Raw genomic sequence first — 21,726 nt, 5'->3', positions numbered from 1 at the left:
AGGTGAACCGGGCGTCATCGTCTCCCCGGCATAAGGAAAAACGATGTCCAATACGTTAGTGAATATTGCCTCCAGCGGCATCCAGGCCGCGCAGGCCGCGCAGAACGCGGTGGCGAACAACATCAGCAATGTGTACGTCCCGGGTTATAATCGCCAGACTGCGCAGCTGTCGGAAAAACTGACCAGCGGCATTTCCGGCAACGGCGTCTCGGTGACCGGCGTCAGCCGCGCTTATGATTCCCTGGTGGTGAACCAGCTGCGCTCCGCGTCGTCCACTTATGCCGCCTCCAGCAGTTATTACGACCAGATTTCGCAAATCAACACCCTGCTGTCGAACACCGACAGCGATCTGTCCACCATGGTCAGCACGTTTTTCAGCAGTATCCAGTCGCTGAGCAGCAACGCGCAGGACAACGCGGCGCGCCAGACGGTGATCAGCAGCTCGCAAAGCCTGGTCAACCAGTTTAAAAGCGCCAACACCTATCTGCAGAATATGGACGACGGCATCAATCAGCAGCTTTCCTCCAGCGCCGATCAGATCAACGTTTACGCCAAGCAAATCGCCAATCTTAACGATCAAATCGTGCGCCAGGGCGGGGGCGACACGTCCAATGCCCTGCTGGATCAGCGCGATCAACTGGTCAGCGAGCTTAACGGCATCGTCGGGGTAACGGCCAGCGTCCAGGATAATAATTCGGTTAACCTGACCTTCGGCAACGGCCTGACGCTGGTGCAGGGCAGCAGCGCCTACCAGGTCAAGGCGGTGACGTCAAGCGCCGACCCGTCGCGCAGCACCCTTGCCTACGACCGTGGCACCGGCACCCCCAGCGAAATTGATGAAAAAAGTCTGACCACCGGCAGCGTCGGCGGTTTGCTCAGCTTCCGCTCCGGCGCCCTGGACGATGCCCGCAACCGCCTCGGCCAGATTGCCCTGGGACTGGCCGGCAGCTTTAATGAGACGCATAAACTCGGTGTTGATCTTAACGGCGATGCCGGTGAGGATTTTTTCAGCTTCAGCGACCCTACCGTCAGCGCCAACAGCAAAAATACCGGCACCGCGGTGATGACCGTCACCTACAGCGATACCAGCGCGGTCAAGGCCAGTGATTATAATGTCAAATATTCCGGCGGCGCCTGGCAGGTAACGCGCGCCAGCGACGGTGCTGCCGTCGCCCTCACGCCCGCGCCCGTCACCGACGCCGCGGGCAACACCACCATGAGTTTCGACGGGCTTAGCGTCGCCATCAGCAGCGGGGCGGCGAGCAACGATAAATACACTATCAATACCGTCAGCAATGTCATCAACAGCCTGAACGTGGCGATTACCGACCCGGCCAAGATTGCCGCCGGTCTCGACGACAGCGCCGGCGGTGAAAGCGACAACCGCAACGCGAAGGCGCTGCTGGCGCTGCAAACCACCAAAGTGATCGGCGGAACGGCGACGATCAGCACGGCCTACGCGACGCTTGTGAGCAATATCGGTACTAGTACCAGCAACGCCGACGTGACCAGCACCGCGCAATCCAATATCGTCGATCAACTGACCGAGCGGCAACAATCCATCTCGGGCGTTAACCTGGATGAGGAGTATATCGACCTCACGCGTTATCAGCAGTATTACCAGGCCAATGCCAAAGTGCTCAATACCGCCAGCGATGTGTTTAATTCGCTGTTGTCGGCGCTCAGTTAAACGGCCCGCGGGCCACTCATTTACGTCTAAGCGGAAAGGATAAACACCATGCGTTTAAGTACCAGCATGATTTATCAGCAGAATCTGAACAGCATTACCAACGCCTACGGCAAATGGCAGGCCACCGGCACCCAGTTGGCCACCGGCAACCGGGTGAATTCCCCGGCCGACGATCCCATCGCCGCATCGCAGGCTGTGGCCGTCAACCAGATGCAGGCGCAGGGTGCGCAATATTCCGCGGCGCGCAGCACATCCGAGGCCAGCCTGTCGCTGGAGAGCACCGTTCTCGATCAGGTGACCACCGCGATCCAGGGTATCCAGACGCTGCTGGTGCAGGCCGGGGACGGTACCCAGGGCGATTCGGACCGGCAGTCGCTGGCGACCAAGCTGCAATCCTATAAGGATCAGCTGCTGACGCTGGCCAATACCCAAGATTCCAACGGCAACTATATGTTCGCCGGCTACAAGACCGAGACCGCGCCATTTGTGCAGGATGCCGACGGCAACGTCACCTACGTCGGCGGCACCGAGCCGGTCAGCCAGGACGTGGATTCGAGCCGCACCATGACTATCGGCGATACCGGCAAGACGGTTTTTGACAGTCTGGCCGCCGGTTATACCGTCGAACCGGACAGTACTGCCAGTGAAACCAACGTATTCAATTCCATCAACCTGGCGCTGAACGCGTTGAACACGCCCCAGGACGACGCGGATGACGCCACCCGCGCCCAGTACACCGCCGATATGGCCAAGGCCCAGCGCGGCATGGCCAACTCGCTGGATAACGTCTTGTCGGTGCAGTCGTCGACAGGCAGCAAACTCAATGAACTGGACACGCTCGATACCATCGGCACCGACCGGACCACTATCTATACCACCCGGCTTAACGATTTGATTGGCGCGGACCCCTACCAGGTGATTTCCGATTACAGCAAACAGCAGGTGGCGCTGCAGGCGTCCTACGCCACGTTTAACGCCATGCAGAAGCTGTCGCTGTTCCAGACCAATCAATAACCAGGCACCAAACCCGTCCGGTGGCTCTGGCGGGTAATTTTGGGCGGGTAATCATGTGTGCCGGCCCTGTTGGTATGCCATTCGGGTAACGACGGATGGCATACCTTTTTTTATCCCTTGGGCATTTCCGCCAGGATATCCGCCAGCAAATCGAAGGTTTCCCCCATCAGTTTTTCACTGTAGGGCGCCAGCAGCGGCAGCAGCAGGCCGAAGGTGAGGATGCCGATGGTCAGGGTGAGCGGAAAACCCACCACAAACACGGTCAGCTGCGGCGAAACGCGGTTCAGCAGGCCGAGCGCGATATTCAGCGTCAGCAGCAGCGTAATCATCGGCAGGGCCAGCATCAGGCCGTTGATGAAAATCATGCCGGCGGCGCGGCATAACGCCATAAACGCGTTGGCGTTCAGCGGCAGGCCGGATACCGGCAGGGAATGGAAGCTGTCCGCCAGCAGTGAAAGCATCCACAGATGGCCGTTCAGGCTGGTGAACACCAGCAGGGAGAGCAGATTAAGCAATTGCGCCAGCACCGGCATATTCAGGCCGCTGGCCGGGTTGAAAAAGGTGGCGAAGGACAGCCCCATCTGCAGACCTATCACTTCGCCGGCCATGCGGATGGCGGCAAAAGCAAACTGCATGGTCAGCCCCAGCGCGGTGCCAATCAGGATTTGCTCCGTCGCCAGCCAAAACCCGGCGATGGAAAACAACGGCGTGTTGATGGGCGGCAGGCCGGGCGACAGCACCAGGGTCACCATCAGGCCCAGGCCAAGCTTGACGCGCGCAGGAATGATTTTTTCGCTAAACAGCGGCGCGGTGCCGATAAGCGCCAGGATACGCACCAGCGGCCAGAAATACTGGCCGATCCAGAACGCGAGCTGCGTGGTATCCAGTTGCAGCATCGTCAGCCGGCGAGCGCGGGCAGGCTGGTGAACAGCGTGCGCATATAGTCCAGGATCAGGTTGAGCATCCAGGGACCGGCAATCACGATGGTGGCCACCACCGCCAGTATTTTGGGGATAAACGATAACGTCATTTCATTGATCTGGGTGGCGGCCTGCAGCAGGCTGATGATAAGGCCGCTGAACAGGGCGGCCATCAGCAGCGGGGCGGCCAGCGCCAGCGCCACTAAAATTGCCTCGTGGCCCAGAGCCATTACCGATTCCGGCGTCATAATCTTGCCTGTCTTGTTAAGGGTTAAGTATAGAAACTCTGCGCCAGAGAACTCAGCAGCAGCTGCCAGCCGTCCACCAGCACAAATAACATGAGTTTAAAGGGCAGGGAGATGGTGGCGGGCGGCACCATCATCATGCCCAGCGCCATCAGTACGCTGGCGACCACCAAATCGATAATCAGGAAGGGAATAAAAATGGTAAACCCGATCTGAAAGGCGGTTTTCAACTCGCTGGTGACATAAGCCGGCAGCAGGATGCGCATGGGCACCGCTTCCGGGCCATCGAGCGGCGGCGCCTTGGCCAGCCGGGCAAACAGGGCCAGATCCGCTTCGCGCGTCTGGCGCAGCATAAAGGCGCGCAGCGGCTGCGCCCCTTTTTCCAGCGCGGCCTGCATGCTGATTTTGTTTTCGCTTAACGGCAAGTAGGCTTCGTCGTAAATGGTATTGAATACCGGCGCCATAATAAAAAAAGTCAGGAACAGCCCCAGCCCCAGCAAAACCTGGTTGGGGGGCGCGGAAGGCGTGCCGATGGCGCTGCGCAGCAAGCCCAGCACGATAATGATGCGCGTAAAGCAGGTCATCATCAGCAGCGCGGCCGGGATAAAGGTCAGCGAGGTAAGGAATACCAGCGTCTGCACCGGCAGCGACCAGTTTTGCCCGCCGCCCGCCAGCGGCTGGCTGATAATGCCGGGCAGTTGCGCCCAACCGCACGGGGCGAAGGCCAGCAGCGCCAGCCCAAGAACGATAAGCCGGCCGTTTCCGGGCCGGCAGAGACACAACCTGTTCATCGGGCGTTCCCAGTCCTTTGCATCACCTGGCGCAGCCGCTGGCGAAAGTCCGGCGGCGCAACGCCGTTGTCCGTGGCGTCGGGCGGCGCGGGCAGGGTATGCAGCGGTGTAATCTGCTGCGCGGTAACCCCCAGCACCAGCCAGGTGCCCTCGACCTCCACCATCACCACGCGCTCACGCTGGCCCAGGGAGCAGCTGGCCAGTATTTTCAGCCGTTGCGATTGCCTTGCCGCGGGCGCCAGGCCCAGCTTACGCACCACCCAGGCGCCGAGGAGGATAACCAGCAGGATGGCGCCCAAGGCGCCCGCTACCTGGGTAAGGGCGCCCGCGCCGTTAAATTCATGGGCGGCGGGAGGCGAGGCGTGGGCCGTGACGAGGGGCTGGGCGGCGGTCATTTAGCGGCTCAACCGGCGCATGCGTTCGGAGGGCGTAATGATATCGGTAATGCGCACGCCGTATTTATCCGCCACCACCACGACCTCGCCCTGGGCAATCAGATAGCCGTTGATCAAAATATCCAGCGGCTCGCCGGCCAGGCCGTCCAGCGCCACCACCGAGCCCTGCGACAGCCGCAGCAGTTCCTTGATGGTCATTTTGGTCCGTCCCAGCTCAACGGTAAGCTTGACCGGGATATCCATAATCATATCGATATCCTGCAAGGGGCCGGCATTATCCTCGGCGGTCAACTGGTGGAAAATACCGTCGGTGGATGCCGGTGATTCCTTGCCGGCGGACTGCTGCTCGTCGAATGCCTCCGCCCACAGATCGTCGGCGGACGGCGTATCTGCGCCGGACGGATTCTTAGGGTCACTCATCGGGCTGTTCCTCATTAAGGGAGTTCAATACGGGGTTAATAAGTTGTTTTACGCTGAGCGCGTACTGACCGTTCAGGGTACCGTAGGTACTGGTCAGCACCGGCACGCCGTCCACATGGGAAATCAGGTAATCGGGTTTATCGATTGGCAGCACGTCGCCGGGCGCCAGTTTGAGGATTTCCGACAACCGCAGCGAGACCTCGGCAAAATTCGCCACCAGCTCCAACTGCGTATGCTGGACCTGCTTCACCAGGTTTTCCCGCCATCCCTGGTCTTCCACCCGGGAATATTCGAGCGGCGGATTGGTCAGCAGTTCCCGTAACGGTTCAATCATGGAAAACGGAATGCAGATATAGAATTCGCCCACCATCGAGCCGATTTCCACATGAAACGGCGTGGTGACCACGATATCGTTAGGCGAAGTGGTGATATTGGTGAATTTCACCTGCATTTCGGCGCGCACGTATTCCACATGCAGCTTATAGATGGCGTTCCAGGCGTCTTCATAGCCGTCCAGCGCCAGTTTCAGCATGCGGCGGATCACCCGCTGCTCGGTATGGGTGAATTCCCGGCCCTCGACCTTGATGGGAAAACGGCCGTCGCCGCCGAACAGGTTATCGACCGCGATAAACACCAGGCTGGGCGAAAACACCAGCAGGGCGGTGCCGCGCAGCGGTTTGAGGTGGATAAGGTTCAGATTGGTGGGCACCGGCAGGTTACGGGCGAAATCATGATAAGGCTGGATCTTGATGGCGCCGACGGTAATATCCGGGCTGCGCCGCAACAGGTTAAATAATCCCATGCGAAACGAACGCGCAAAACGTTCGTTGATGATTTCCAGCGCCTGCAGCCGTTCGCGCACCACCCGCCGCTGGGTATTGGGATTATAGGGTTTGACATCGTTTTCAATACCCGCGCTGACCGGCTGCTGTTCACCGTCGTCGCCATTGAGCAGCGCATCGATTTCGGCCTGGGATAATATGCTATCGCCCATGATGTTCAGCGCAGGATAAAGGCAGTGAAAAGGACATCATTCACAACGGGCCGAGGCTGGCCCGCCACCAAGGGTTCACTCAAAGTCAATTTAATCTGCTCGACCAACTGCTGTTTACCCTTATCATTTGCCAGCGCCTCCGCGTCCTGGCGGGACAGCAGCAGCAGCATGCGGCTGCGTACCGTCGGCATAAAATCAATCATCGCCTTGCGCGTGGGTTCGTCGGGCAGGCGCAGCGTCAGGCCGATGTAGAGCACGCGATCGGGATCGTTGGCCGGATTGACCAGGTTAACGGTGAACGTGTCCAGCGATAAAAATATCGGTATCGGCGCCACGGGCGCCGGGGCCTCCAAAGCTGTCTGACCGGGCAGGCGATGCTGCCACCAAAGGTAACCCGCCGCGCTGCCAGCAGCCAGGGCAATGACCACCAGGGCCATCAGCCATTTTGATTTTTTCCGAGCCGAAGGAAGCACATTTTGTGACATAACGATTAGGTATTCCTGTAAGCGTGACGGCATTTTTCCATGGCGACTGCCGTAAAATGCCGGTTATTGACGGTAATTATCCCGTCTCCCGCGTAATTCAATAGCGCGAATAGGCGCGGTAATTTGCCTTAACTTGCCCGTTTGCAGCATCAGGCGAAGGTATCTATGCCGGCGGCGCGACGGCCGGTGGTCGCGGGCGCAACAACGCCGCTGGCGTTCCCGGCGACGGCGTCAATGGTGAATCCCGATGCCGCGCGGGCATTGCCTGCGGCCTCTTGCCCGGCGCCGCCCCAATTGGGCGTGGCATCGCTGCCGACGCTGCTCTGGCCCAGATGGATACCGCTTTCCGCCAGGGAGGCGCGCAGCTGCGGCAGGGCGTCTTCCAGGGCGGAACGCACCTGGCTATGTCCCGAGGCCAGATGGATTTGCGCCTGGTTGTTGCCGTCCATGCGCAGGCTGATCTGCAGGGCGCCCAGATTGTCCGGGTGTAAACGCAGCTCGGCGTTCTGCTGGCCGTTGCGCAACTGCATCAATACCTGCTGGCCGATGGCCTGGCGCCATTCGTCGCTGCCAAGCTGGGCGCTGATAAGCGCGGGGGCAGGTGCTGCGGGGGTGGTGACGGCCGCATCGGCGGCGCTCAGCGTAGGTGTGACCGGCGCCGTGGCGCCAGGCATGGAAACGTCGGACAGGACGCCGGTGGTTTTTTTCAGGAGCAGGGCAGTGACGGCCGCCGGGTCGGTCCCTTCGTTAGCGCTATCGGTGCCGGCGGCGATCGCCGGATTGACCGGCGAGCCGGTCGCGGCGGTGGCGGCCGGCGGCGGTAATCCCGCATCGGCGACGGGCGATGGCTTGCCCTTGGTCGCCGTGGCGGCGGAGACGGTTTTCAACTCAGGCGCCGTGGCGTCGACGGTCTTGGCGGAAACGAAACCCGCCACCAGGGCTGCCGGCGACGTCAACGGCGGCGTCGCGGCGGCGTCGTCCGGGGTGATAACGGTATTCTGCGCGTTGTCCGCCGTGGCGGCGGCGTTATTCGTCCCGACGCTCAGGGCGGCGGCGTTTTCGGCCTGGGCCAGTGGCACCGTCGCCACGGCCATGTCGCTGTTCTGGGCGGCAGCGGCGCTCAAGGCGGCAGCGGCGCTATCGGTATTAGCGGTGACGCCGGCGGCGGCCACGGACGTGTCAGCAACCGTCGGGCGGGTCAATGCCAGCAACGCCATCAGGGCGGCGGCGTCGCTGGTAAGGACCGGGTCCGCTTCCTGTGCCGTCGCCGCCGGCATGGCGGCTGGCGCGGTGGCGGTATCGCCGGCGGATGGCGGCAACGTCTCGTTCACGGCGCCGGCCGGGACATCGCCGGTCAGCTTGGCCGCCAGCTTTTCCGCCAGCAGGTCGGGACGTGCCGGTTCGGCCGTGGTCGCGACGGGAGCGTCCTCTGCGGCGTCGGCCTGGGCGCTGCCGGCGTCGGCTGCCGGCGCCGGCCGCTGGCGGTCGTTAACCTTGCCGCTCAGCATGGCGCTGAAATCCGGGGCGGCGTTGCCGGTGTTTTTAGCGCCGTTGCCGCCGGCCGTATCCTGCATGGAAGCAATGTCACTGACTGCGACTATCATGAGTGTTTCCTCGCGCACGCCCGTTGGGCGAACTCATCCATTCGTTTTTGATCCTGGCGGTTATCATGCGCCAGCTGAAGCTGTTGATGACGCGTATGCAACGTCACCAATGCGTTAAGGCGCTGATGTTTGTTCTGCCAGACCTGAACCGCCTGCTGCAGCCGCAGGCTCCATTGTTCCAGCAGGGTGCGGTGCTGTTCGATGGCGGTTTCCAGCGTGATGATAAACTGCTGATAGTTGTACCAGCTGGCCGAAGCCATGCCTTCGGTCATGCCGCGCTGTAGTTTCTGCCGGTATTCCCGTTCATATTCCTGTAGCTGCTCCAGCTGTTTACGGGCCAGTTGATGGGATTGGCGGATTTGCCCCAGGCGGATCGCCGCCTTGTCCAGTTCTTCTTTTGCCCGTTCGCGCAAAACGTCCAGCGGTGCATTACTTTTCATTGATCCTCGTTAACCGGCTTAACTGAATAATCCCTGCAATTGCTCGCAGGCCGACAGATATTCGCAACGCTGATGCATGTCCTGCTGTAAAAAAGCCTCGATGGCCGGATAAAGCGCGATGGCGCGATCGAGCTGCACGTCGCTGCCGGCGGCGTAGGCGCCGACGCTGATTAAATCCCGGTTGCGCTGGTAACGCGACAGCAGTTGCTTAAACTGCCTGACCAGCGTTTCCTGCGCCGCGGGCACGATGGCGGTCATGGCGCGGCTAATGGAGGCCTCGATGTCGATGGCCGGATAATGGCCGGCCTCGGCCAGCTGGCGCGATAGCACGATATGGCCGTCAAGTATGGCGCGCGCGGCGTCGGCGATGGGATCCTGCTGGTCGTCGCCCTCGGTCAGCACGGTATAGAAGGCGGTAATGGAGCCGCCGCCGCTGATACCGTTGCCGGCGCGCTCCACCAGCGCGGGCAGGCGCGCGAACACCGACGGGGGATACCCTTTGGTGGCCGGCGGCTCGCCGACCGCGAGGGCGATTTCACGCTGCGCCATGGCGTAGCGGGTCAGGGAATCCATGATCAGCAGGACATGGCTGCCGCGATCGCGGAAATCCTCGGCGATGCGGGTGGCGTAGGAGGCGCCCTGCATGCGCAGCAGGGGCGACACGTCCGCCGGGGCGGCGATAACCACCGAGCGCGCCAGGCCCTCCCGGCCCAGGATATTGTCGATAAAATCCTTCACTTCGCGTCCGCGCTCGCCGATAAGCCCCACCACGATCACATCGGCCTGGGTATAACGCGCCATCATGCCCAGCAGTACACTTTTACCTACGCCGGAGCCGGCAAAAAGCCCCATACGCTGACCGCGCCCGACGGTAAGCAGGGCATTGATGGTGCGCACGCCGACGTCGAGCACATCGTAAATCGGCGTGCGCTGCAGCGGATTGACCGGCGCAGTGTTCAATGACGCGCGGTAGCCGGTATCCGGCAGCGGCAATCCGTCCAGCGGCTTGCCGCTGCCGTCCAGCACGCGGCCAAGCAGGGCGGTGCCGAGCGGCAGCTGCTTGCCGTTCTGGCCGTCTGCGCGCCGGCGCGCATAGACGCGCGCGCCCGGCACAATGCCTTCCACTTCCTCAAGCGGCATCAGGAACAGCTTATCGCCGTTGAAGCCAACGACCTCGCAGTCGATTTCCTCGACCATGCCGGCGTCGCCCTGGCGCTCAATCAGGCAGGGCGCGCCCAGAGGCAACTGCAGGCCGGTGGCTTCCATAATCAGGCCGGTAGCGCGGGTCAGCCTGCCGTAATGCCTGATCTGCGGCGTGGCGGACAAACGTTGCTCCAGCGTATCCATGGCGTCCAACCAGCGGCCCAGACGGGTGGCCATTAGACGTCTCCCGGCGCGGCCAGGCGGCATAGTTCATGCCAGCGGGTGGCGAGACTGGCGTCAATATCGCCCTCCGGCGAGGTGACTTTACAGCCGCCGGGATGCAGTTCGTCGTCGGGGATCAGCCGCCAGCCGTGCAGTTTCAGTGTCGCGCCCAGATGCTGTTCCACCAGCGCCACCTGTGCCGGATGCACGCGCAGCTGCGGTTTGCCGCTCAGGAGCGGCTCCTGCTGCAGTAAACGCTGGATAAGGCGCAGCATGGCGTCGCCGCCGCCGGCCGGCTCCTGGCCCAACACCTGGCGGGCGGCGGTCAGCGCCAGCTGTGCGAGCCGTTCGGCCACCACGGTGTCAAGGGAGTCAAGGGAATGCTGGAACTCGTTGACCAGCATTTGCATTTGCGCGACGGCGGGCTGCTGGTCGCGCTGTATCTGCAGCAGGCCCTCCTCTTGCCCGGCGCGCAGCCCGGCCTGGTAACCTTCCTGCTGCCCCTGTTTAACGCCTTCCGCGTAACCGCTGCGGTGCGCTTCCTGTTTGGCCTGGTTGCGCAGGGCGTTGATTGCCGCCTGCTGGATCTGCGTATCGTCCGCCTGGGCGTCCAGTGCGATCGGCAGCATGTCCGCCGGCACCGGACTTGCCAGGTCGTTTAATGCCCAAGGGCGCCAGGGTAAGTGGTTAAATGCATCAGACATACGTATCCTCTCCGCCACCGATCGCCATTTCGCCGCTTTCCGCCAGGCGGCGGACAATCAGCAAAATCGCCTTTTGTTCGTTCTCTACCTGCGACATACGTACCGGGCCGCGGGTGGCCAGATCGTCGCGCAGGATCTCGGCCGAGCGCTGCGGCATATTGCGCAGGAACTTCTCGCGCAACGGCGGCTGGGCATTTTTCAGGGCAATCAGCAGGGACTCCGATTCCACTTCTTGCAACAACCGCTGGATGCTGCGGTCGTCCACGTCCACCAGATTTTCGAACAGGAACATTTCGTCGATGATTTTTTGCGCCAGTTCGTGGTCGTAGCCGCGTACCGCTTCTATGACGGATTCTTCCTGCTGCGTTTTCATCAGGTTGATAATCTCGGCCGCGGTGCGCACGCCGCCCATTTTGCTGCGTTTCAGGTTCTGGCCGTCCAGCAGGCCGTTCAGTACCTCGGTCAACTCCGCCAGCGCGGCCGGCTGCACGCCGCCGAAGGTGGCGATACGCAGCATGACGTCGTTGCGCAGTTTTTCGTCAAACAACGCCAGGATATCGGCGGCCTGCGAGCGCCGCAGGTGGACCAGAATGGTGGCGATAATCTGTGGATGCTCTTCATGGATTAAATCCGCCGCATTCTGCGGCTCCATAAAGTTGAGGGTTTCCATGCCGGTGGTGGTTTCGCGGGTTTCGAGGATATCCTCCAGCAGGCTGGAGGCGCGTTCCTCGCCGAGCGCCTTGATAAGCACCGTGCGCAGGAAATCGCCGGCATTCACGCTGAGCGCGGCATACTGCTCGGACTCGGCTTCGAACTCTTTCAGCACCTCCAGCAGTTCCTGATGTGAGGTCTGGTGCATATTGGCCATGGCGCTGCTCAACTGCTGCACTTCCCGGGCCGACAGATGTTTGAAAACCTCCGCCGCCCGGTCTTCGCCCAGGGTCATCAATAACACGGCGCTTTTTTCGGTTCCGGTCATGCTCATTGTTCGCTGCTCATCCATTGGCGGATAACTAACGCCACGATACGGGGATCCTGATCCGTCATATCGCGGATTCGTTGGGTACGCGCCTCGGTGTTTTCCCGCTGCTGCGCCCGTTTCTGATCTTCTTGCTGATCGCGGCTGAGCCTGACCACCACATCCTCGGCGGCGGGGGCTGCCGACGCCGTCGCGCCTGCGCCCGCCGCCTTCACCGGCGCCTCGGGTTTAACCCGAAGCAGCGGTTTAACCAGCTTACGCCATAGGATCCATGCCACCAGCAGCACCAGCAGCCAGCGTCCCGCGGTCAACAGGCTGTCGAAGAAGGACGCCTGCTGCCAGAACGGCAGCACGCCGCCATTGTCTTCGGTGGTGACAAACGGCGTATTCACCACGTTAAGACTATCGCCGCGATCGGCGGAGAACCCCATCGCCTCGCGGGTTAAATCCTCAATCTGCTTGATCTGGTCCGGCGTAAGCGGCGTGCCGGGCTTACCGGCCTCGCCGGGCAGGTAGTTGACCACCACCGCCACTGATAGACGCTGCAAGTTACCCTCGCTGCGTTTTACATGCACTACCTTATGATCCAGCTCATAATTGATGGTTTCATCATGCCGGGTATTGGACGGTGTGGCGGTGGCCTTGGACTGGGCGGCGTTTTGCCCGCTGACGCCGGCGCGGGCGCCAGGCGCGGTAGTCTGGCCGTTAGTATTGGCCACCGGCGGCTTATCAATGGGGGCCACGGCGGTGGGGGCCGGTTGGTTGGATAACGCGCCGGGCACGCCGCCCAACGGCGAACCGCCCAATTGCTCGCTTTGCGCCACCTGTTTGGAGCGAATGGCCGAGTTATCGTCGCGCCCGTTCGGCTGATACTGTTCCTCGGTCTGTTCGTGGCTGTCGAAATCGATTTGCGCCGTCACCTGGGCATGCACGTTGGCGCTGCCCACCACCGGCGCCAGAATGGTTTCGATGCGGCGCTGGTAGCGGTTTTCCAGCTCATTGTTGAATTTCAGCTGGGTCGCGTTCAGCGCGCGGCCGTTGGCGTCGGCTTGGGTCAACAGATGCCCCTGCTGATCCAATACCGTGACGCTTGCCGGCGGCAAACCGGCCACGCTGCTGGAGATCATATAGACGATGGCGTTAACCTGGCCGTCATCCAGCGCGCGGCCCGGCTGCAGGTTCAGGGTCACCGACGCGGAGGGGTTTTTCTGTTCACGCACAAACAGCGACGGCTTAGGCAGCGCCAAATGCACCCGCGCCGACTGTACCGGTCCCAGGGTTTCGATGGTGCGCGCCAGCTCGCCTTCCAGCGCCCGCTGGTAATTGATCTGCTCGCTGAACTGGCTGATGCCGAATTTTTCTTGATCAAGCAGCTCGAAGCCCACCGAGCCGCCCTTCGGCAGGCCGAGGCTGGCCAGTTTCAGGCGGGTTTCATGCACCGACTCGCTCGGCACCAGCACGGCGGTGCCCTGTTCGGTAAAACGGTAGGGGATATTCATCTGCGTCAGCTGCGCGACGATATCGCCGCCGTCGCGATCGCCGAGATTACTGTACAGCACCCGATAATCGGGGCTTTTTGCCCATAGTGCCAGTACCACCACAACCGCTATCATCGCGGCGGCGGCAATTGCCGCGGATATTTTAGGATGGCTGCGCAGCCGCTCCAGCATCGGCATGAACGGATTCTTGCCCTGTCCGGTAGAACCGTTTTTAACCGTACTCATCGCATCATTCCGCCATGAGTTGAACGGTATTGCTTAATCGCTGATAACAAATCACTCTCCCTGCGGTGCTTAACGGGCATAGCCGGCGGTCATCATATAAATGTGGATGCCATTATTTGCCTTTAGCAACACAATCGATGGCTGAAATAACCGGGTGTTTTAGCGTTATTTAGCGCCTTAGGCCGCCAAGGGTTCTGCTAAGGTAGCAGCCAACGTTAAAATTGAGGAAACGTCATGGCTATTCAGGGGATTGAATCAGCGGTTCAACAACTGCAGCAGGCCGCCAGGGCTGCGGGCGGCGTTAGCGAAGCCCCCGAGTCCGGCGGCGGTTTTGCCGGCATGCTCAGCGCTGCGCTGGATAAAACCAGCGATACGCAAAACCAGGTTCGCGTCCAGTCGGAAGCCTTCGCCACCGGCAATTCGGCTTTAGGACTCAATGATGTGATGGTGGATATGCAAAAATCTTCCATTTCGTTGCAAACCGCCGTCCAGGTGAGAAATAAAATGGTGGCGGCCTATCAGGACATCATGAACATGTCCGTGTAGGGGCACTGACGTACTGATAGTAATGTCCATTCCCTCACGCTGTTTCTCCATGGGGCATGGGTGGGGCAAAGAACGATAATGTCAGATGACGTGTTGTCCCGCGCGTGTATGGCGGTCAATGGGGGCGAGTACAACAGGCAATGCGGGTTCAACGAACTAAAGAACCCGGATAAATTCATCCCTCAAAAGAGGGCCTGGCGGTTTCCTGCTCTCAGGTCATGGCGTTAGGGTTGCCCCGAATATAACGGTTAGCCACGCAGCCGGTTATTTTGGAATACGCAAAACCTGACCGGGGTAGATTTTATCGGGGTGGGAGAGCATGGGTTTATTGGCTGCGAAAATTTTGTTGTACTCGTTGGGAGTCCCGTAAACCTGCTTTGAGATGGCGCTTAATGTATCGCCTTTCTTGACGGTATAGAGTTCCGATTGGGGGACGTTATCGACCGCGGTAACGTTGTCTTCCACTTTCGTGATCCCGGCAACATTGCCAGCAGCGATAAGAATTTTTTCTTTAAGCTCTTGTGAAATCCCGGCACCGGTAGCTGTAACCGTATCACCGTTGACTTTGACCTCAACTTTATCACTGCCTGGTAATCCCAGCTTGCTGATGTGTTCTTGCAGTTTCTTGTTCGCATCATCACTATTACTGACGGCATCCCATAATTTTTCGCCTGCTTCTTTGACAAAACTGAAAAGGCTCATGATTAACTCCTTTGCTTGTGTTGAAAACTGATATTGCCCCTTGGAATATTAATATTAGTTTAAATATCCGATTTTGCATCCTAAAGCCCAGCGCCCGGACATTGGACAATAATCTATCGCCGCGCCGTCAGGCGTTCCTCAGTTAAAAGGGCGCCGAGGTGTGAGCGTGCTGATTGATAGTGGCAGCACGGTCGAGGATTCAGACAAACTGAGTGCTAATGTGCCTATACCCTATGACCGCAGTGCCATAGCCGGGGTAACTGTTGCGGTAAATGATGCTTATTTTTTATCCGTTGCAACGCCCTAGAGGGCCAATGCGGCATGATTGCATCTGCCCAGCCGCTCTGCCCGTTCCATGCCGATGAGGAAATTAATAACATTGATCCACTCCTTACAATATTACATTGAAACGTCGCCCCAGGGCGGCTGAATCAGGTATCACAACTTGATGACAATTTTCCCACTCATTTTATTTATCTTCACGCGCTTAGCTCTGAAAATAAATGTGATGTAGGGAATCACAACTTTCCGCCATAGCGGTGTCTTTCTGTAGGATATTGAAAGTATTGAAATATGTTCTTGAGTGACGATTTTTTGAATGATATCTGTTCCACGCTGATCAAGGAGATGCGACTCAAAAGAAACGGTCTCATAACCGTCGGCCTTGAGCTTTTTCAAAATACTACGCAAAGAGCTATAAATCGCTGCTGATTTAGCGCGATTCCTTGGCGTCTTGCAAGGAATTAAATGCAAACCAACATCTTTTTTGCGCTTATTCGTGTATCTGAAACGGCCGTAACTCCCGATGGTCAACCAAGACCAAACATAACAACACCCAAGTAAACCCAGCAAAGTAATAAATACGTAATTCATATATTTCCCCTTATTCGTTTAATAGCTTATCGGCAACCAGAATAAAAAGGTTACGAGAATAACTGGCTAAACCAGATTGGGAGGCCATTACGTCGGTTTACCGGGGGATTGTTGTCTTTAAGATAAATAGGCTCTGTTCATGGCGTCAATGCAGGCACTCTGCGTTCTACGCGCGCATGCGCATGTCAATGACGGCCCAGGCGGTCGCTCCGTGGGTTAACGTTGTATTGGTGGTAATGATTCCTGCATGGAAGAGAAGGGGCAATATGCCTTTCGTAGCACGTTGAAGGGAGCTGCTACGAAAACGATTAAAGCGATCGGCATAGATTTTGTTAAGAAATTTTGCTGAAAAAACGTACTTATACGCAGACAGGCCAAAAAACGGATTTTATCCATCATGACTCTATTCGCCTGGCGCCGTTGTGTGCCGTCATATCCCCTGCGCCGCTTTCCATTCCCTGTTCATTTTTCTGCAACATTACGCCGGCAAAATGATAAAGAGAAAATAGGAGACGGCGATGACAATACCCGCAGAGGCGTTGCGGCACACCCATGATACGGTAAGTCTGTTGATAGGCCAGGCCAGCCTGGCGCTCCACCGGCGCGGCGCCAAGATTCATCCGGCCGCCATCATGGCGTACCTGGCCGCCGAGCAGGAGCGGGAAAGCGACGAAACCCGGCGTTTTTTTATCGGCGTGGCGATAGGGTTGCTCGCGGTATAGCGCGGGCGAATTTCTCAATAGGGCAAAGCCTATTTGTCTTTCGGCAAAAAATAGTGACCGCATTTGGGACAAACTAACGTGATGTTTTTGCGTACTTTTTGGGCGGGTTGCTGGGTTGCGTTGCCGCATTCCGGGCACGTGACTTTAACTGAAGTACTGCCGAACGCCTTAAGCGCATCAAGGATAGACATAATAATCGCCGCGGCTATAAAGAGACGATGATGATAACACTTCGCCACCCGTATAGCTCTTGCTGCTTTTACAACCGCGGGCTTACCGCGACACCGGGCAACCGCATGTGGGACACGCCGTCGCCCGGCGCCAACCGGGCAGAATCAATGACGGCGATGGCCTAAAATTTTAGCCAGCAGGAAACCCACGCCGCTGGCAATCAGCAGCGCCGGAATCGGATCATTGACGGTTTTTTCTTTAATCTGATCAATACAGTCGTTCACGCTGTAAGACGCCTGCGCGGCGCGTTTACGCAGTTTCCCTTCCAGATGGAGCGCGTTGTCCCCGGTAGCACGGCCGAATTCTTCCTGGCCCTTGCCCGCAATTTCTTCCGCTTTATCTTTGGCTCTATCAAACATTGTTATCATCCTTATTGAGTGTTCACCCTGTAAATATAGGCGAAAATGACAATTTTGCCTCCCACGTGGGCCTGGACGCATTTTTTAGGATGATTCCCGCCTGATATCGTCGCAGGCGGTTATTTTTTTATCTCACCCGGCAGCATCGACGCCCGATCGGAAAACTTATGGTAGGCCGAGTTAATGGATTGCTGACGGTTTGACTGGCCGATGAGCTCTTTCAACTGATCAAGGCGTGATTGAAGCAATTGATTTACTTCATGTTCATTTTTCAGCAACTGCTGTAATACCAAGGCAATATTATCCTGGATAACGGTGGAAAGTGGATTTTCCAACAAAGAATTCAGTTCGGCGATCTTGGCCACCGCCTGAACATATTTTTCTTCAATATAGACCAAGGCATCCCATTCTGACTGACGGGCCATCGACAACATATTTTCGCTTAGCGCAAGAATTTGCTGATAATGGGCTAAAAGAGAAGGGCAAGCATCCATTATGGCTATCCTAGTAGGTATCGGACATATAAATTGGGTTAATTCTGCTCATTTCCTAGCTATTTTTATCACACACCCTGACGTGTCGGGATAACCATTATTAGAAACGAAACATGAATCTGATAATCAGAATATTCCTCATTAAGGTTGCGGGCCGCCCGGGGAAATATGCTTCCAGGCATCGGCGATCCCGGTGAGCATCAGACGGATTTCCTGCAGCAGGTCGCGATCGTTATGCAGATTGACCTGGATAAGCTGTCGGCAGAAGTAATCATACAGACCGGCCAGGTTATGGCTCAGTTCGCCGCCGTTTTCCATATCCAGACCCATTTTCAGTCCGTTATCAATAATCTCAATCGCTTTGGACAGTGCATTGCCTTTGGCGGCGATATTGCCCTGCGCCATGAAGATGTCCGCTTTCGCCAGGGCGCTGAGCGCCCCGTCAAATAACAAGGTGATAAGCTTATGCGGGCTGGCGCTCATGACGCTGCTCTGCAAGCCCACGACGGCATACGCATGTGAACCGTACATTGTTACTATCCTTCTCCCAGAAATTTACGCCCGCGGCAATCAGTTGCTGCTGGATGATATGTTAGAAATGGCATCAAACTGCTGGGTTAAATACGTCGCGGTATTGTTCAGCGACGAAACCAGCACGTCCAGTTGGGTAAACTGTTTTTTATAGCGGGCAATATTATTGGTGATGCTGGTCTGAACCTGGGTGTACTGCTTGTTCAGTCCGGTCAGCACGTCGGCCAGGCTGTCCTTGGTATCACTGATGGTGCCGCTGTCCTCGGTGAACGAGGTGACAATGGACGACATTTGGGTCGCCATTCCGGTGGTTTTGCCGTCGCCGGCGAAAAAGCCCGCCACCTGCGATGGATTGTCCGCCAGGTTTTTGACCAGTTTGGCCTCATCGGTGGCCAGGGTGCCGTCTTTATTCAGCGTGATGCCGACCTGGCTTAACGCCTTGATGCCGTCGTTGCTCTGGCCCGCGCCCAGCACGCTGCGCAACTGATTTTTTACCGACGTTAAAACACTGTCGCTTAACAGAACCCCATTGCTGGCGTCCGGCGCAGTGCCGGCCGTTACGGGGGTATATTTTGTTAGCGTGGTAAAGGTGGTTTGCAGGGTGTTATACGCCGAGACCCAATCCTCGACGGCTTTGGTTGAATCGGTGGCGCTCTGGCGCACTATCAGGTTCTGTGCGGTGGTATTTTCCGCCGTCAGGGTCAGGGTAACGCCCTGGGGCACGTCGGTAATGGTGTTGCTGCTGCGTTCGACGGCGATACCGTTCAGCGTTAGCTTGGCGTTCTGAGCCGTCACGGCGGCATTCATGCCGGCGGCGGTTTTATCGGCGTCGGTGCCGTTGCTGTCGTAGCCCAGGATGCCGTTCAGGGTAGCGTCGCCGGTGACGCTCATGGTGACATTGGATGAGGTACCGGTGGTGTTGGACGTGACGACCAGCTGGTAACCGCTGTCCCCGGACTGGACGATACTGGCGGTGACGCCGGCGTTGGCCTTATTAATGGCGTCGCGCACTCCGCCGAGTGTGGTTTGCGCGTCGGTCAGGGGAATGGCCACGGCCTTGCCGCTGCCCACCTGAATGCTGAGGCTACGGGTGGTGCTGCTGGCGCCGATAAGCGAGGTGGTATCGGTAAACACTTGTTTGGTGGCCAGCGACTGCGCCGTCGCCAGTTGGGTAACCTTAATGCTATAGCTGCCGCTGGCCGCCGTGTCGCCCGCCGTCGAGGTAAACCCATCGGTGGTGCTGGTCACTTTTTTAGTATAAAGCGTGTTATCGGACAGGGCCTTGGTGGCGGTATTAAAGGTTTCCAGCGCGGTTTGCAGCGTACTGTAGGCCGCCACTTTGGCATTGATATTGGTCTGCTTGTTGGTTATCGGTGTTAACCGCTTGTTTTCGTCGGTGGTTAACGTATCCAGCAGGGTGCTTAGGTCCAGGTTGGACCCGACGCCGAGTGAACTGATGTTGGTCATGTTGCTCTCCTGATAATTACGCGGTAGGCGAAGCGGTTATCGGCACCGGCGGCAAGAAGTTTACCGCGATTTTTGCAGCGTCATGGGGGGTAGAGGGGAAAAGAAGGGGGTTAATTCCGGCTATTAAGGTCTTGCGGGGAATGGTAGGGCGAAATTTGCATTTTTCATTAAAGGTTACCGACGGCTCGCCGATACCTTGTGGGACGGCCATTAACACTTACTCGTATTGATGCCCGAATTAATTACTCAGTCCTGATGCATGATTTCAAAGGAATATACCATGGCTCAAGTTATCAATACTAACAGCATTTCCCTGCTGGCTCAGAACAACCTGAACAAGTCTCAGTCCAAACTGAGTACCGCTATCGAACGTCTGTCATCAGGCCTGCGCATCAACAGCGCTAAAGATGATGCCGCCGGTCAGGCGATCTCCAACCGTTTCACTTCCAATATCAACGGCCTGACCCAGGCGTCGCGTAATGCCAATGACGGTATCTCCCTGGCGCAGACCACTGAAGGCGCGCTGGACGAAATCAATACCAACCTGCAGGCCATTCGTACCCTGACCGTGCAGTCGCAAACCGGCACCAACTCCGCCAGCGACCTGCAGTCCATCCAGGACGAAGTCACGCAGCGCCTCTCTGAAGTCGACCGTATCTCCCAGCAAACCGACTTCAACGGCGTGAAAGTGTTGAGCCAGAATAAAACCCTGTCAATCCAGGTGGGTTCCAACGATGGTGAAGTGATCAATATCGATCTGCAAAAAATTGATTCCACCACGCTGACACTGAATACCTTTAATGTTAACGGCCCGAACGGCACCACGTCCGCCGCCGCCTTGTCAACCGGTACCGCTGTTGCTGCCACGGGCACCGTCGCACTTACTGCGACCGCCGCTGATGCGACCGGTGCTGATGCACCTGTCAAGGCAGCCATCGGCGCCAGCACCAAGGTAATTTCCGACGGTACCGATTATTATATCGAAGGTGATGACGGCAAGGCTTATAAAGCCACCACCACAATTGATAAAACCGGTAAATTAACGGCTACCGTAGGCGCCGGTGTGACTAACACCGACTTGACCGGTAAAACCGTCAATACCGTAACCGCCGGCAGCACCGCTGCCTACACCTCACTGGCTGCCACCGTGGATGCCGCCGGTAACGCCGACGCGACCAATATCGGTGCCGGTACCCTGGTTGCAGACGCCAAGGGCAATTACTCCGTCGTGACTTCCGCAGGTAAAAGTTATGCCGCCACCGTTTCTGTCGACGGCTCTGGCGTATTAACCGCGAAGGTTGAAGCTGCGACTACCGCTGCAGTTTCCGTTGCCACCGATACCAATAAAGACTCGAAAATTGATTCGGCCAATGTCAGTATTGTTCAAGATAAAAATAACCATTACTTTATCAAAGATACGACAGACGGCACCACGGCTGATAAAGTTAAGTATTACGCCGCTGACGTCACTACTGATGATGACGGCAAGATTACCAGCGCCGCTTACGATTCAAGCAAATCGCTGGCCGTCGCCACCACCGATCCGTTGAAAGCCCTGGACAGCGCGCTGTCCACCGTTGATACCCTGCGCTCCAAGCTGGGTGCGGTGGAAAACCGTTTTGACTCCACTATCAACAACCTGGCCAGCACCAACAGCAACCTGAGCGAAGCGCAATCCCGTATCCAGGATGCCGACTACGCGACGGAAGTGTCCAACATGAGCAAGGCGCAGATCCTGCAACAGGCCGGTACCTCGGTTCTGGCCCAGGCTAACCAGGTTCCGCAGACCGTGCTGAAACTGCTGCAATAATTTGTTCATCGCATTGTAATGCGTAAAAACCCCGCCCAGGCGGGGTTTTTTTTCGCTATATCATGGCCAATGTGAAATAAATACCGCCGCGGACGAAGATAAGCCACTGTTTATATAAAGTAAATTGCGTTCGATCCGGCAGGATATAAATAGAGGGGTATTTAAGCGACTATTCAGCCGATTGATCGTGCCGGCTAACCGGATAATAACATCGATAAGAG

The 21,726-nt window shown here is 57.8% G+C and carries 24 protein-coding genes and 1 pseudogene; 5 read left to right on the top strand and 20 right to left on the bottom strand.

Going from position 1 to position 21,726, the window contains the following annotated elements; all coding sequences use genetic code 11:
- Positions 1-43 precede the first annotated feature (43 nt).
- Positions 44-1,690: a flagellar hook-associated protein FlgK gene (flgK, locus tag ACL2XF_RS10200; RefSeq protein ID WP_410015399.1), complete on the top strand. Its 1,647-nt coding sequence runs from the start codon at positions 44-46 to the stop codon at positions 1,688-1,690.
- 48 nt (positions 1,691-1,738) lie between these two features.
- The gene (flgL, locus tag ACL2XF_RS10195) at positions 1,739-2,704 is read left to right on the top strand and encodes a flagellar hook-associated protein FlgL (protein WP_410015398.1); all 966 of its coding nucleotides are present in this window, start codon (positions 1,739-1,741) and stop codon (positions 2,702-2,704) included.
- Positions 2,705-2,814: 110 nt separating this feature from the next.
- On the opposite strand, the gene fliR is transcribed toward flgL, so the two are convergent.
- The 13 genes and pseudogenes from fliR to fliF form a co-directional block, all read right to left on the bottom strand.
- A complete protein-coding gene (fliR, locus tag ACL2XF_RS10190) occupies positions 2,815-3,600 on the bottom strand; it encodes a flagellar biosynthetic protein FliR (RefSeq protein ID WP_410015397.1) in 786 nt (261 codons plus the stop codon).
- Positions 3,601-3,602: 2 nt separating this feature from the next.
- Positions 3,603-3,872, bottom strand: coding sequence for a flagellar biosynthesis protein FliQ (gene fliQ / locus ACL2XF_RS10185; RefSeq protein ID WP_410015396.1), 270 nt, complete (start codon positions 3,870-3,872; stop codon positions 3,603-3,605).
- Positions 3,873-3,895: 23 nt separating this feature from the next.
- Complete coding sequence (fliP, locus tag ACL2XF_RS10180; RefSeq protein ID WP_413728530.1) at positions 3,896-4,660, bottom strand: flagellar type III secretion system pore protein FliP; 765 nt, start codon at positions 4,658-4,660, stop codon at positions 3,896-3,898.
- Between the two features lie 29 nt (positions 4,661-4,689).
- Positions 4,690-5,055 (bottom strand): annotated as a pseudogene (gene fliO, locus ACL2XF_RS10175) (flagellar biosynthetic protein FliO); the annotation flags it as partial.
- Positions 5,056-5,475 carry a flagellar motor switch protein FliN gene (gene fliN / locus ACL2XF_RS10170; RefSeq protein WP_410015394.1) on the bottom strand — a complete coding sequence of 140 codons (420 nt, stop codon included), beginning with the start codon at positions 5,473-5,475 and terminating at the stop codon, positions 5,056-5,058.
- On the bottom strand, positions 5,468-6,469 hold the full coding sequence (fliM, locus tag ACL2XF_RS10165) for a flagellar motor switch protein FliM (RefSeq protein WP_410015393.1): 1,002 nt from the start codon (positions 6,467-6,469) through the stop codon (positions 5,468-5,470). Before fliM ends, fliN begins: the two co-directional genes overlap by 8 nt.
- 5 nt (positions 6,470-6,474) lie before the next feature.
- Positions 6,475-6,954 carry a flagellar basal body-associated protein FliL gene (gene fliL / locus ACL2XF_RS10160; RefSeq protein WP_410015392.1) on the bottom strand — a complete coding sequence of 160 codons (480 nt, stop codon included), beginning with the start codon at positions 6,952-6,954 and terminating at the stop codon, positions 6,475-6,477.
- 149 nt (positions 6,955-7,103) lie between these two features.
- Positions 7,104-8,558 carry a flagellar hook-length control protein FliK gene (locus ACL2XF_RS10155; RefSeq protein ID WP_413728529.1) on the bottom strand — a complete coding sequence of 485 codons (1,455 nt, stop codon included), beginning with the start codon at positions 8,556-8,558 and terminating at the stop codon, positions 7,104-7,106.
- The gene (gene fliJ, locus ACL2XF_RS10150; RefSeq protein WP_410015390.1) at positions 8,555-8,998 is read right to left on the bottom strand and encodes a flagellar export protein FliJ; all 444 of its coding nucleotides are present in this window, start codon (positions 8,996-8,998) and stop codon (positions 8,555-8,557) included. Before fliJ ends, ACL2XF_RS10155 begins: the two co-directional genes overlap by 4 nt.
- An 18-nt stretch (positions 8,999-9,016) precedes the next feature.
- Positions 9,017-10,378 carry a flagellar protein export ATPase FliI gene (gene fliI / locus ACL2XF_RS10145; protein ID WP_410015389.1) on the bottom strand — a complete coding sequence of 454 codons (1,362 nt, stop codon included), beginning with the start codon at positions 10,376-10,378 and terminating at the stop codon, positions 9,017-9,019.
- Complete coding sequence (gene fliH, locus ACL2XF_RS10140) at positions 10,378-11,067, bottom strand: flagellar assembly protein FliH (protein WP_410015388.1); 690 nt, start codon at positions 11,065-11,067, stop codon at positions 10,378-10,380. The genes fliI and fliH overlap by 1 nt, the downstream gene beginning before the upstream one ends.
- Positions 11,060-12,052, bottom strand: a complete 993-nt coding sequence (gene fliG / locus ACL2XF_RS10135) for a flagellar motor switch protein FliG (RefSeq protein WP_410015387.1) — start codon at positions 12,050-12,052, stop codon at positions 11,060-11,062. The genes fliH and fliG overlap by 8 nt, the downstream gene beginning before the upstream one ends.
- Positions 12,049-13,770: a flagellar basal-body MS-ring/collar protein FliF gene (gene fliF / locus ACL2XF_RS10130; RefSeq protein WP_410015386.1), complete on the bottom strand. Its 1,722-nt coding sequence runs from the start codon at positions 13,768-13,770 to the stop codon at positions 12,049-12,051. The genes fliG and fliF overlap by 4 nt, the downstream gene beginning before the upstream one ends.
- Positions 13,771-14,004: 234 nt before the next feature.
- Between fliF and fliE the strand changes: the two genes are divergently transcribed.
- Positions 14,005-14,316, top strand: coding sequence for a flagellar hook-basal body complex protein FliE (fliE, locus tag ACL2XF_RS10125; protein WP_410015385.1), 312 nt, complete (start codon positions 14,005-14,007; stop codon positions 14,314-14,316).
- A gap of 264 nt (positions 14,317-14,580) precedes the next feature.
- On the opposite strand, the gene lysM is transcribed toward fliE, so the two are convergent.
- Entirely contained in the window at positions 14,581-15,018 is a 438-nt protein-coding gene (gene lysM / locus ACL2XF_RS10120) for a peptidoglycan-binding protein LysM (RefSeq protein ID WP_410015384.1), read from the bottom strand.
- A 438-nt stretch (positions 15,019-15,456) separates the two neighbouring features.
- On the bottom strand, positions 15,457-15,891 hold the full coding sequence (locus ACL2XF_RS10115; protein ID WP_410015382.1) for a hypothetical protein: 435 nt from the start codon (positions 15,889-15,891) through the stop codon (positions 15,457-15,459).
- A 518-nt stretch (positions 15,892-16,409) separates the two neighbouring features.
- Between ACL2XF_RS10115 and ACL2XF_RS10110 the strand changes: the two genes are divergently transcribed.
- A complete protein-coding gene (locus tag ACL2XF_RS10110; protein WP_410015381.1) occupies positions 16,410-16,613 on the top strand; it encodes a hypothetical protein in 204 nt (67 codons plus the stop codon).
- A 29-nt stretch (positions 16,614-16,642) separates the two neighbouring features.
- Here the strand turns inward: ACL2XF_RS10110 and ACL2XF_RS10105 are convergent, their stop codons facing one another.
- The 5 genes from ACL2XF_RS10105 to fliD all read right to left on the bottom strand — a co-directional run bounded on the left by ACL2XF_RS10105 (position 16,643) and on the right by fliD (position 19,695).
- Positions 16,643-16,804: a YnfU family zinc-binding protein gene (locus ACL2XF_RS10105; RefSeq protein ID WP_410015380.1), complete on the bottom strand. Its 162-nt coding sequence runs from the start codon at positions 16,802-16,804 to the stop codon at positions 16,643-16,645.
- 144 nt (positions 16,805-16,948) lie between these two features.
- Positions 16,949-17,203 (bottom strand): CsbD family protein, encoded by a 255-nt coding sequence (locus ACL2XF_RS10100; RefSeq protein WP_410015379.1) that lies wholly within the window; start codon positions 17,201-17,203, stop codon positions 16,949-16,951.
- A 119-nt stretch (positions 17,204-17,322) separates the two neighbouring features.
- Positions 17,323-17,697: a flagellar protein FliT gene (gene fliT, locus ACL2XF_RS10095; protein WP_410015378.1), complete on the bottom strand. Its 375-nt coding sequence runs from the start codon at positions 17,695-17,697 to the stop codon at positions 17,323-17,325.
- A 141-nt stretch (positions 17,698-17,838) separates the two neighbouring features.
- On the bottom strand, positions 17,839-18,228 hold the full coding sequence (gene fliS / locus ACL2XF_RS10090; protein ID WP_410015377.1) for a flagellar export chaperone FliS: 390 nt from the start codon (positions 18,226-18,228) through the stop codon (positions 17,839-17,841).
- A gap of 39 nt (positions 18,229-18,267) precedes the next feature.
- Positions 18,268-19,695, bottom strand: coding sequence for a flagellar filament capping protein FliD (fliD, locus tag ACL2XF_RS10085; RefSeq protein WP_410015376.1), 1,428 nt, complete (start codon positions 19,693-19,695; stop codon positions 18,268-18,270).
- A 280-nt stretch (positions 19,696-19,975) separates the two neighbouring features.
- Between fliD and ACL2XF_RS10080 the strand changes: the two genes are divergently transcribed.
- Complete coding sequence (locus tag ACL2XF_RS10080; RefSeq protein WP_410015375.1) at positions 19,976-21,505, top strand: flagellin; 1,530 nt, start codon at positions 19,976-19,978, stop codon at positions 21,503-21,505.
- Positions 21,506-21,726 lie beyond the last annotated feature (221 nt).

Source organism: Sodalis sp. RH19, from assembly GCF_047324215.1.
Classification (GTDB): domain Bacteria; phylum Pseudomonadota; class Gammaproteobacteria; order Enterobacterales; family Enterobacteriaceae; genus Acerihabitans.
This window is presented reverse-complemented; position numbering and strand designations above follow the sequence as displayed.

What these genes read in the sequence shown, in the direction of transcription:
- ACL2XF_RS10105 (WP_410015380.1), bottom strand. Translation starts at nt 16,804, where the DNA reads ATGTCTATCCTTGATGCGCTTAAGGCGTTCGGCAGTACTTCAGTTAAA.
- ACL2XF_RS10080 (WP_410015375.1), top strand. Translation starts at nt 19,976, where the DNA reads ATGGCTCAAGTTATCAATACTAACAGCATTTCCCTGCTGGCTCAGAAC.
- fliN (WP_410015394.1), bottom strand. Translation starts at nt 5,475, where the DNA reads ATGAGTGACCCTAAGAATCCGTCCGGCGCAGATACGCCGTCCGCCGAC.
- fliS (WP_410015377.1), bottom strand. Translation starts at nt 18,228, where the DNA reads ATGTACGGTTCACATGCGTATGCCGTCGTGGGCTTGCAGAGCAGCGTC.
- ACL2XF_RS10115 (WP_410015382.1), bottom strand. Translation starts at nt 15,891, where the DNA reads ATGAATTACGTATTTATTACTTTGCTGGGTTTACTTGGGTGTTGTTAT.
- fliQ (WP_410015396.1), bottom strand. Translation starts at nt 3,872, where the DNA reads ATGACGCCGGAATCGGTAATGGCTCTGGGCCACGAGGCAATTTTAGTG.
- flgL (WP_410015398.1), top strand. Translation starts at nt 1,739, where the DNA reads ATGCGTTTAAGTACCAGCATGATTTATCAGCAGAATCTGAACAGCATT.
- fliF (WP_410015386.1), bottom strand. Translation starts at nt 13,770, where the DNA reads ATGAGTACGGTTAAAAACGGTTCTACCGGACAGGGCAAGAATCCGTTC.
- fliE (WP_410015385.1), top strand. Translation starts at nt 14,005, where the DNA reads ATGGCTATTCAGGGGATTGAATCAGCGGTTCAACAACTGCAGCAGGCC.
- fliP (WP_413728530.1), bottom strand. Translation starts at nt 4,660, where the DNA reads ATGAACAGGTTGTGTCTCTGCCGGCCCGGAAACGGCCGGCTTATCGTT.
- fliL (WP_410015392.1), bottom strand. Translation starts at nt 6,954, where the DNA reads ATGTCACAAAATGTGCTTCCTTCGGCTCGGAAAAAATCAAAATGGCTG.
- fliH (WP_410015388.1), bottom strand. Translation starts at nt 11,067, where the DNA reads ATGTCTGATGCATTTAACCACTTACCCTGGCGCCCTTGGGCATTAAAC.
- fliG (WP_410015387.1), bottom strand. Translation starts at nt 12,052, where the DNA reads ATGAGCATGACCGGAACCGAAAAAAGCGCCGTGTTATTGATGACCCTG.
- fliD (WP_410015376.1), bottom strand. Translation starts at nt 19,695, where the DNA reads ATGACCAACATCAGTTCACTCGGCGTCGGGTCCAACCTGGACCTAAGC.
- flgK (WP_410015399.1), top strand. Translation starts at nt 44, where the DNA reads ATGTCCAATACGTTAGTGAATATTGCCTCCAGCGGCATCCAGGCCGCG.
- ACL2XF_RS10100 (WP_410015379.1), bottom strand. Translation starts at nt 17,203, where the DNA reads ATGTTTGATAGAGCCAAAGATAAAGCGGAAGAAATTGCGGGCAAGGGC.
- fliM (WP_410015393.1), bottom strand. Translation starts at nt 6,469, where the DNA reads ATGGGCGATAGCATATTATCCCAGGCCGAAATCGATGCGCTGCTCAAT.
- ACL2XF_RS10110 (WP_410015381.1), top strand. Translation starts at nt 16,410, where the DNA reads ATGACAATACCCGCAGAGGCGTTGCGGCACACCCATGATACGGTAAGT.
- fliT (WP_410015378.1), bottom strand. Translation starts at nt 17,697, where the DNA reads ATGGATGCTTGCCCTTCTCTTTTAGCCCATTATCAGCAAATTCTTGCG.
- ACL2XF_RS10155 (WP_413728529.1), bottom strand. Translation starts at nt 8,558, where the DNA reads ATGATAGTCGCAGTCAGTGACATTGCTTCCATGCAGGATACGGCCGGC.
- fliI (WP_410015389.1), bottom strand. Translation starts at nt 10,378, where the DNA reads ATGGCCACCCGTCTGGGCCGCTGGTTGGACGCCATGGATACGCTGGAG.
- lysM (WP_410015384.1), bottom strand. Translation starts at nt 15,018, where the DNA reads ATGAGCCTTTTCAGTTTTGTCAAAGAAGCAGGCGAAAAATTATGGGAT.
- fliJ (WP_410015390.1), bottom strand. Translation starts at nt 8,998, where the DNA reads ATGAAAAGTAATGCACCGCTGGACGTTTTGCGCGAACGGGCAAAAGAA.
- fliR (WP_410015397.1), bottom strand. Translation starts at nt 3,600, where the DNA reads ATGCTGCAACTGGATACCACGCAGCTCGCGTTCTGGATCGGCCAGTAT.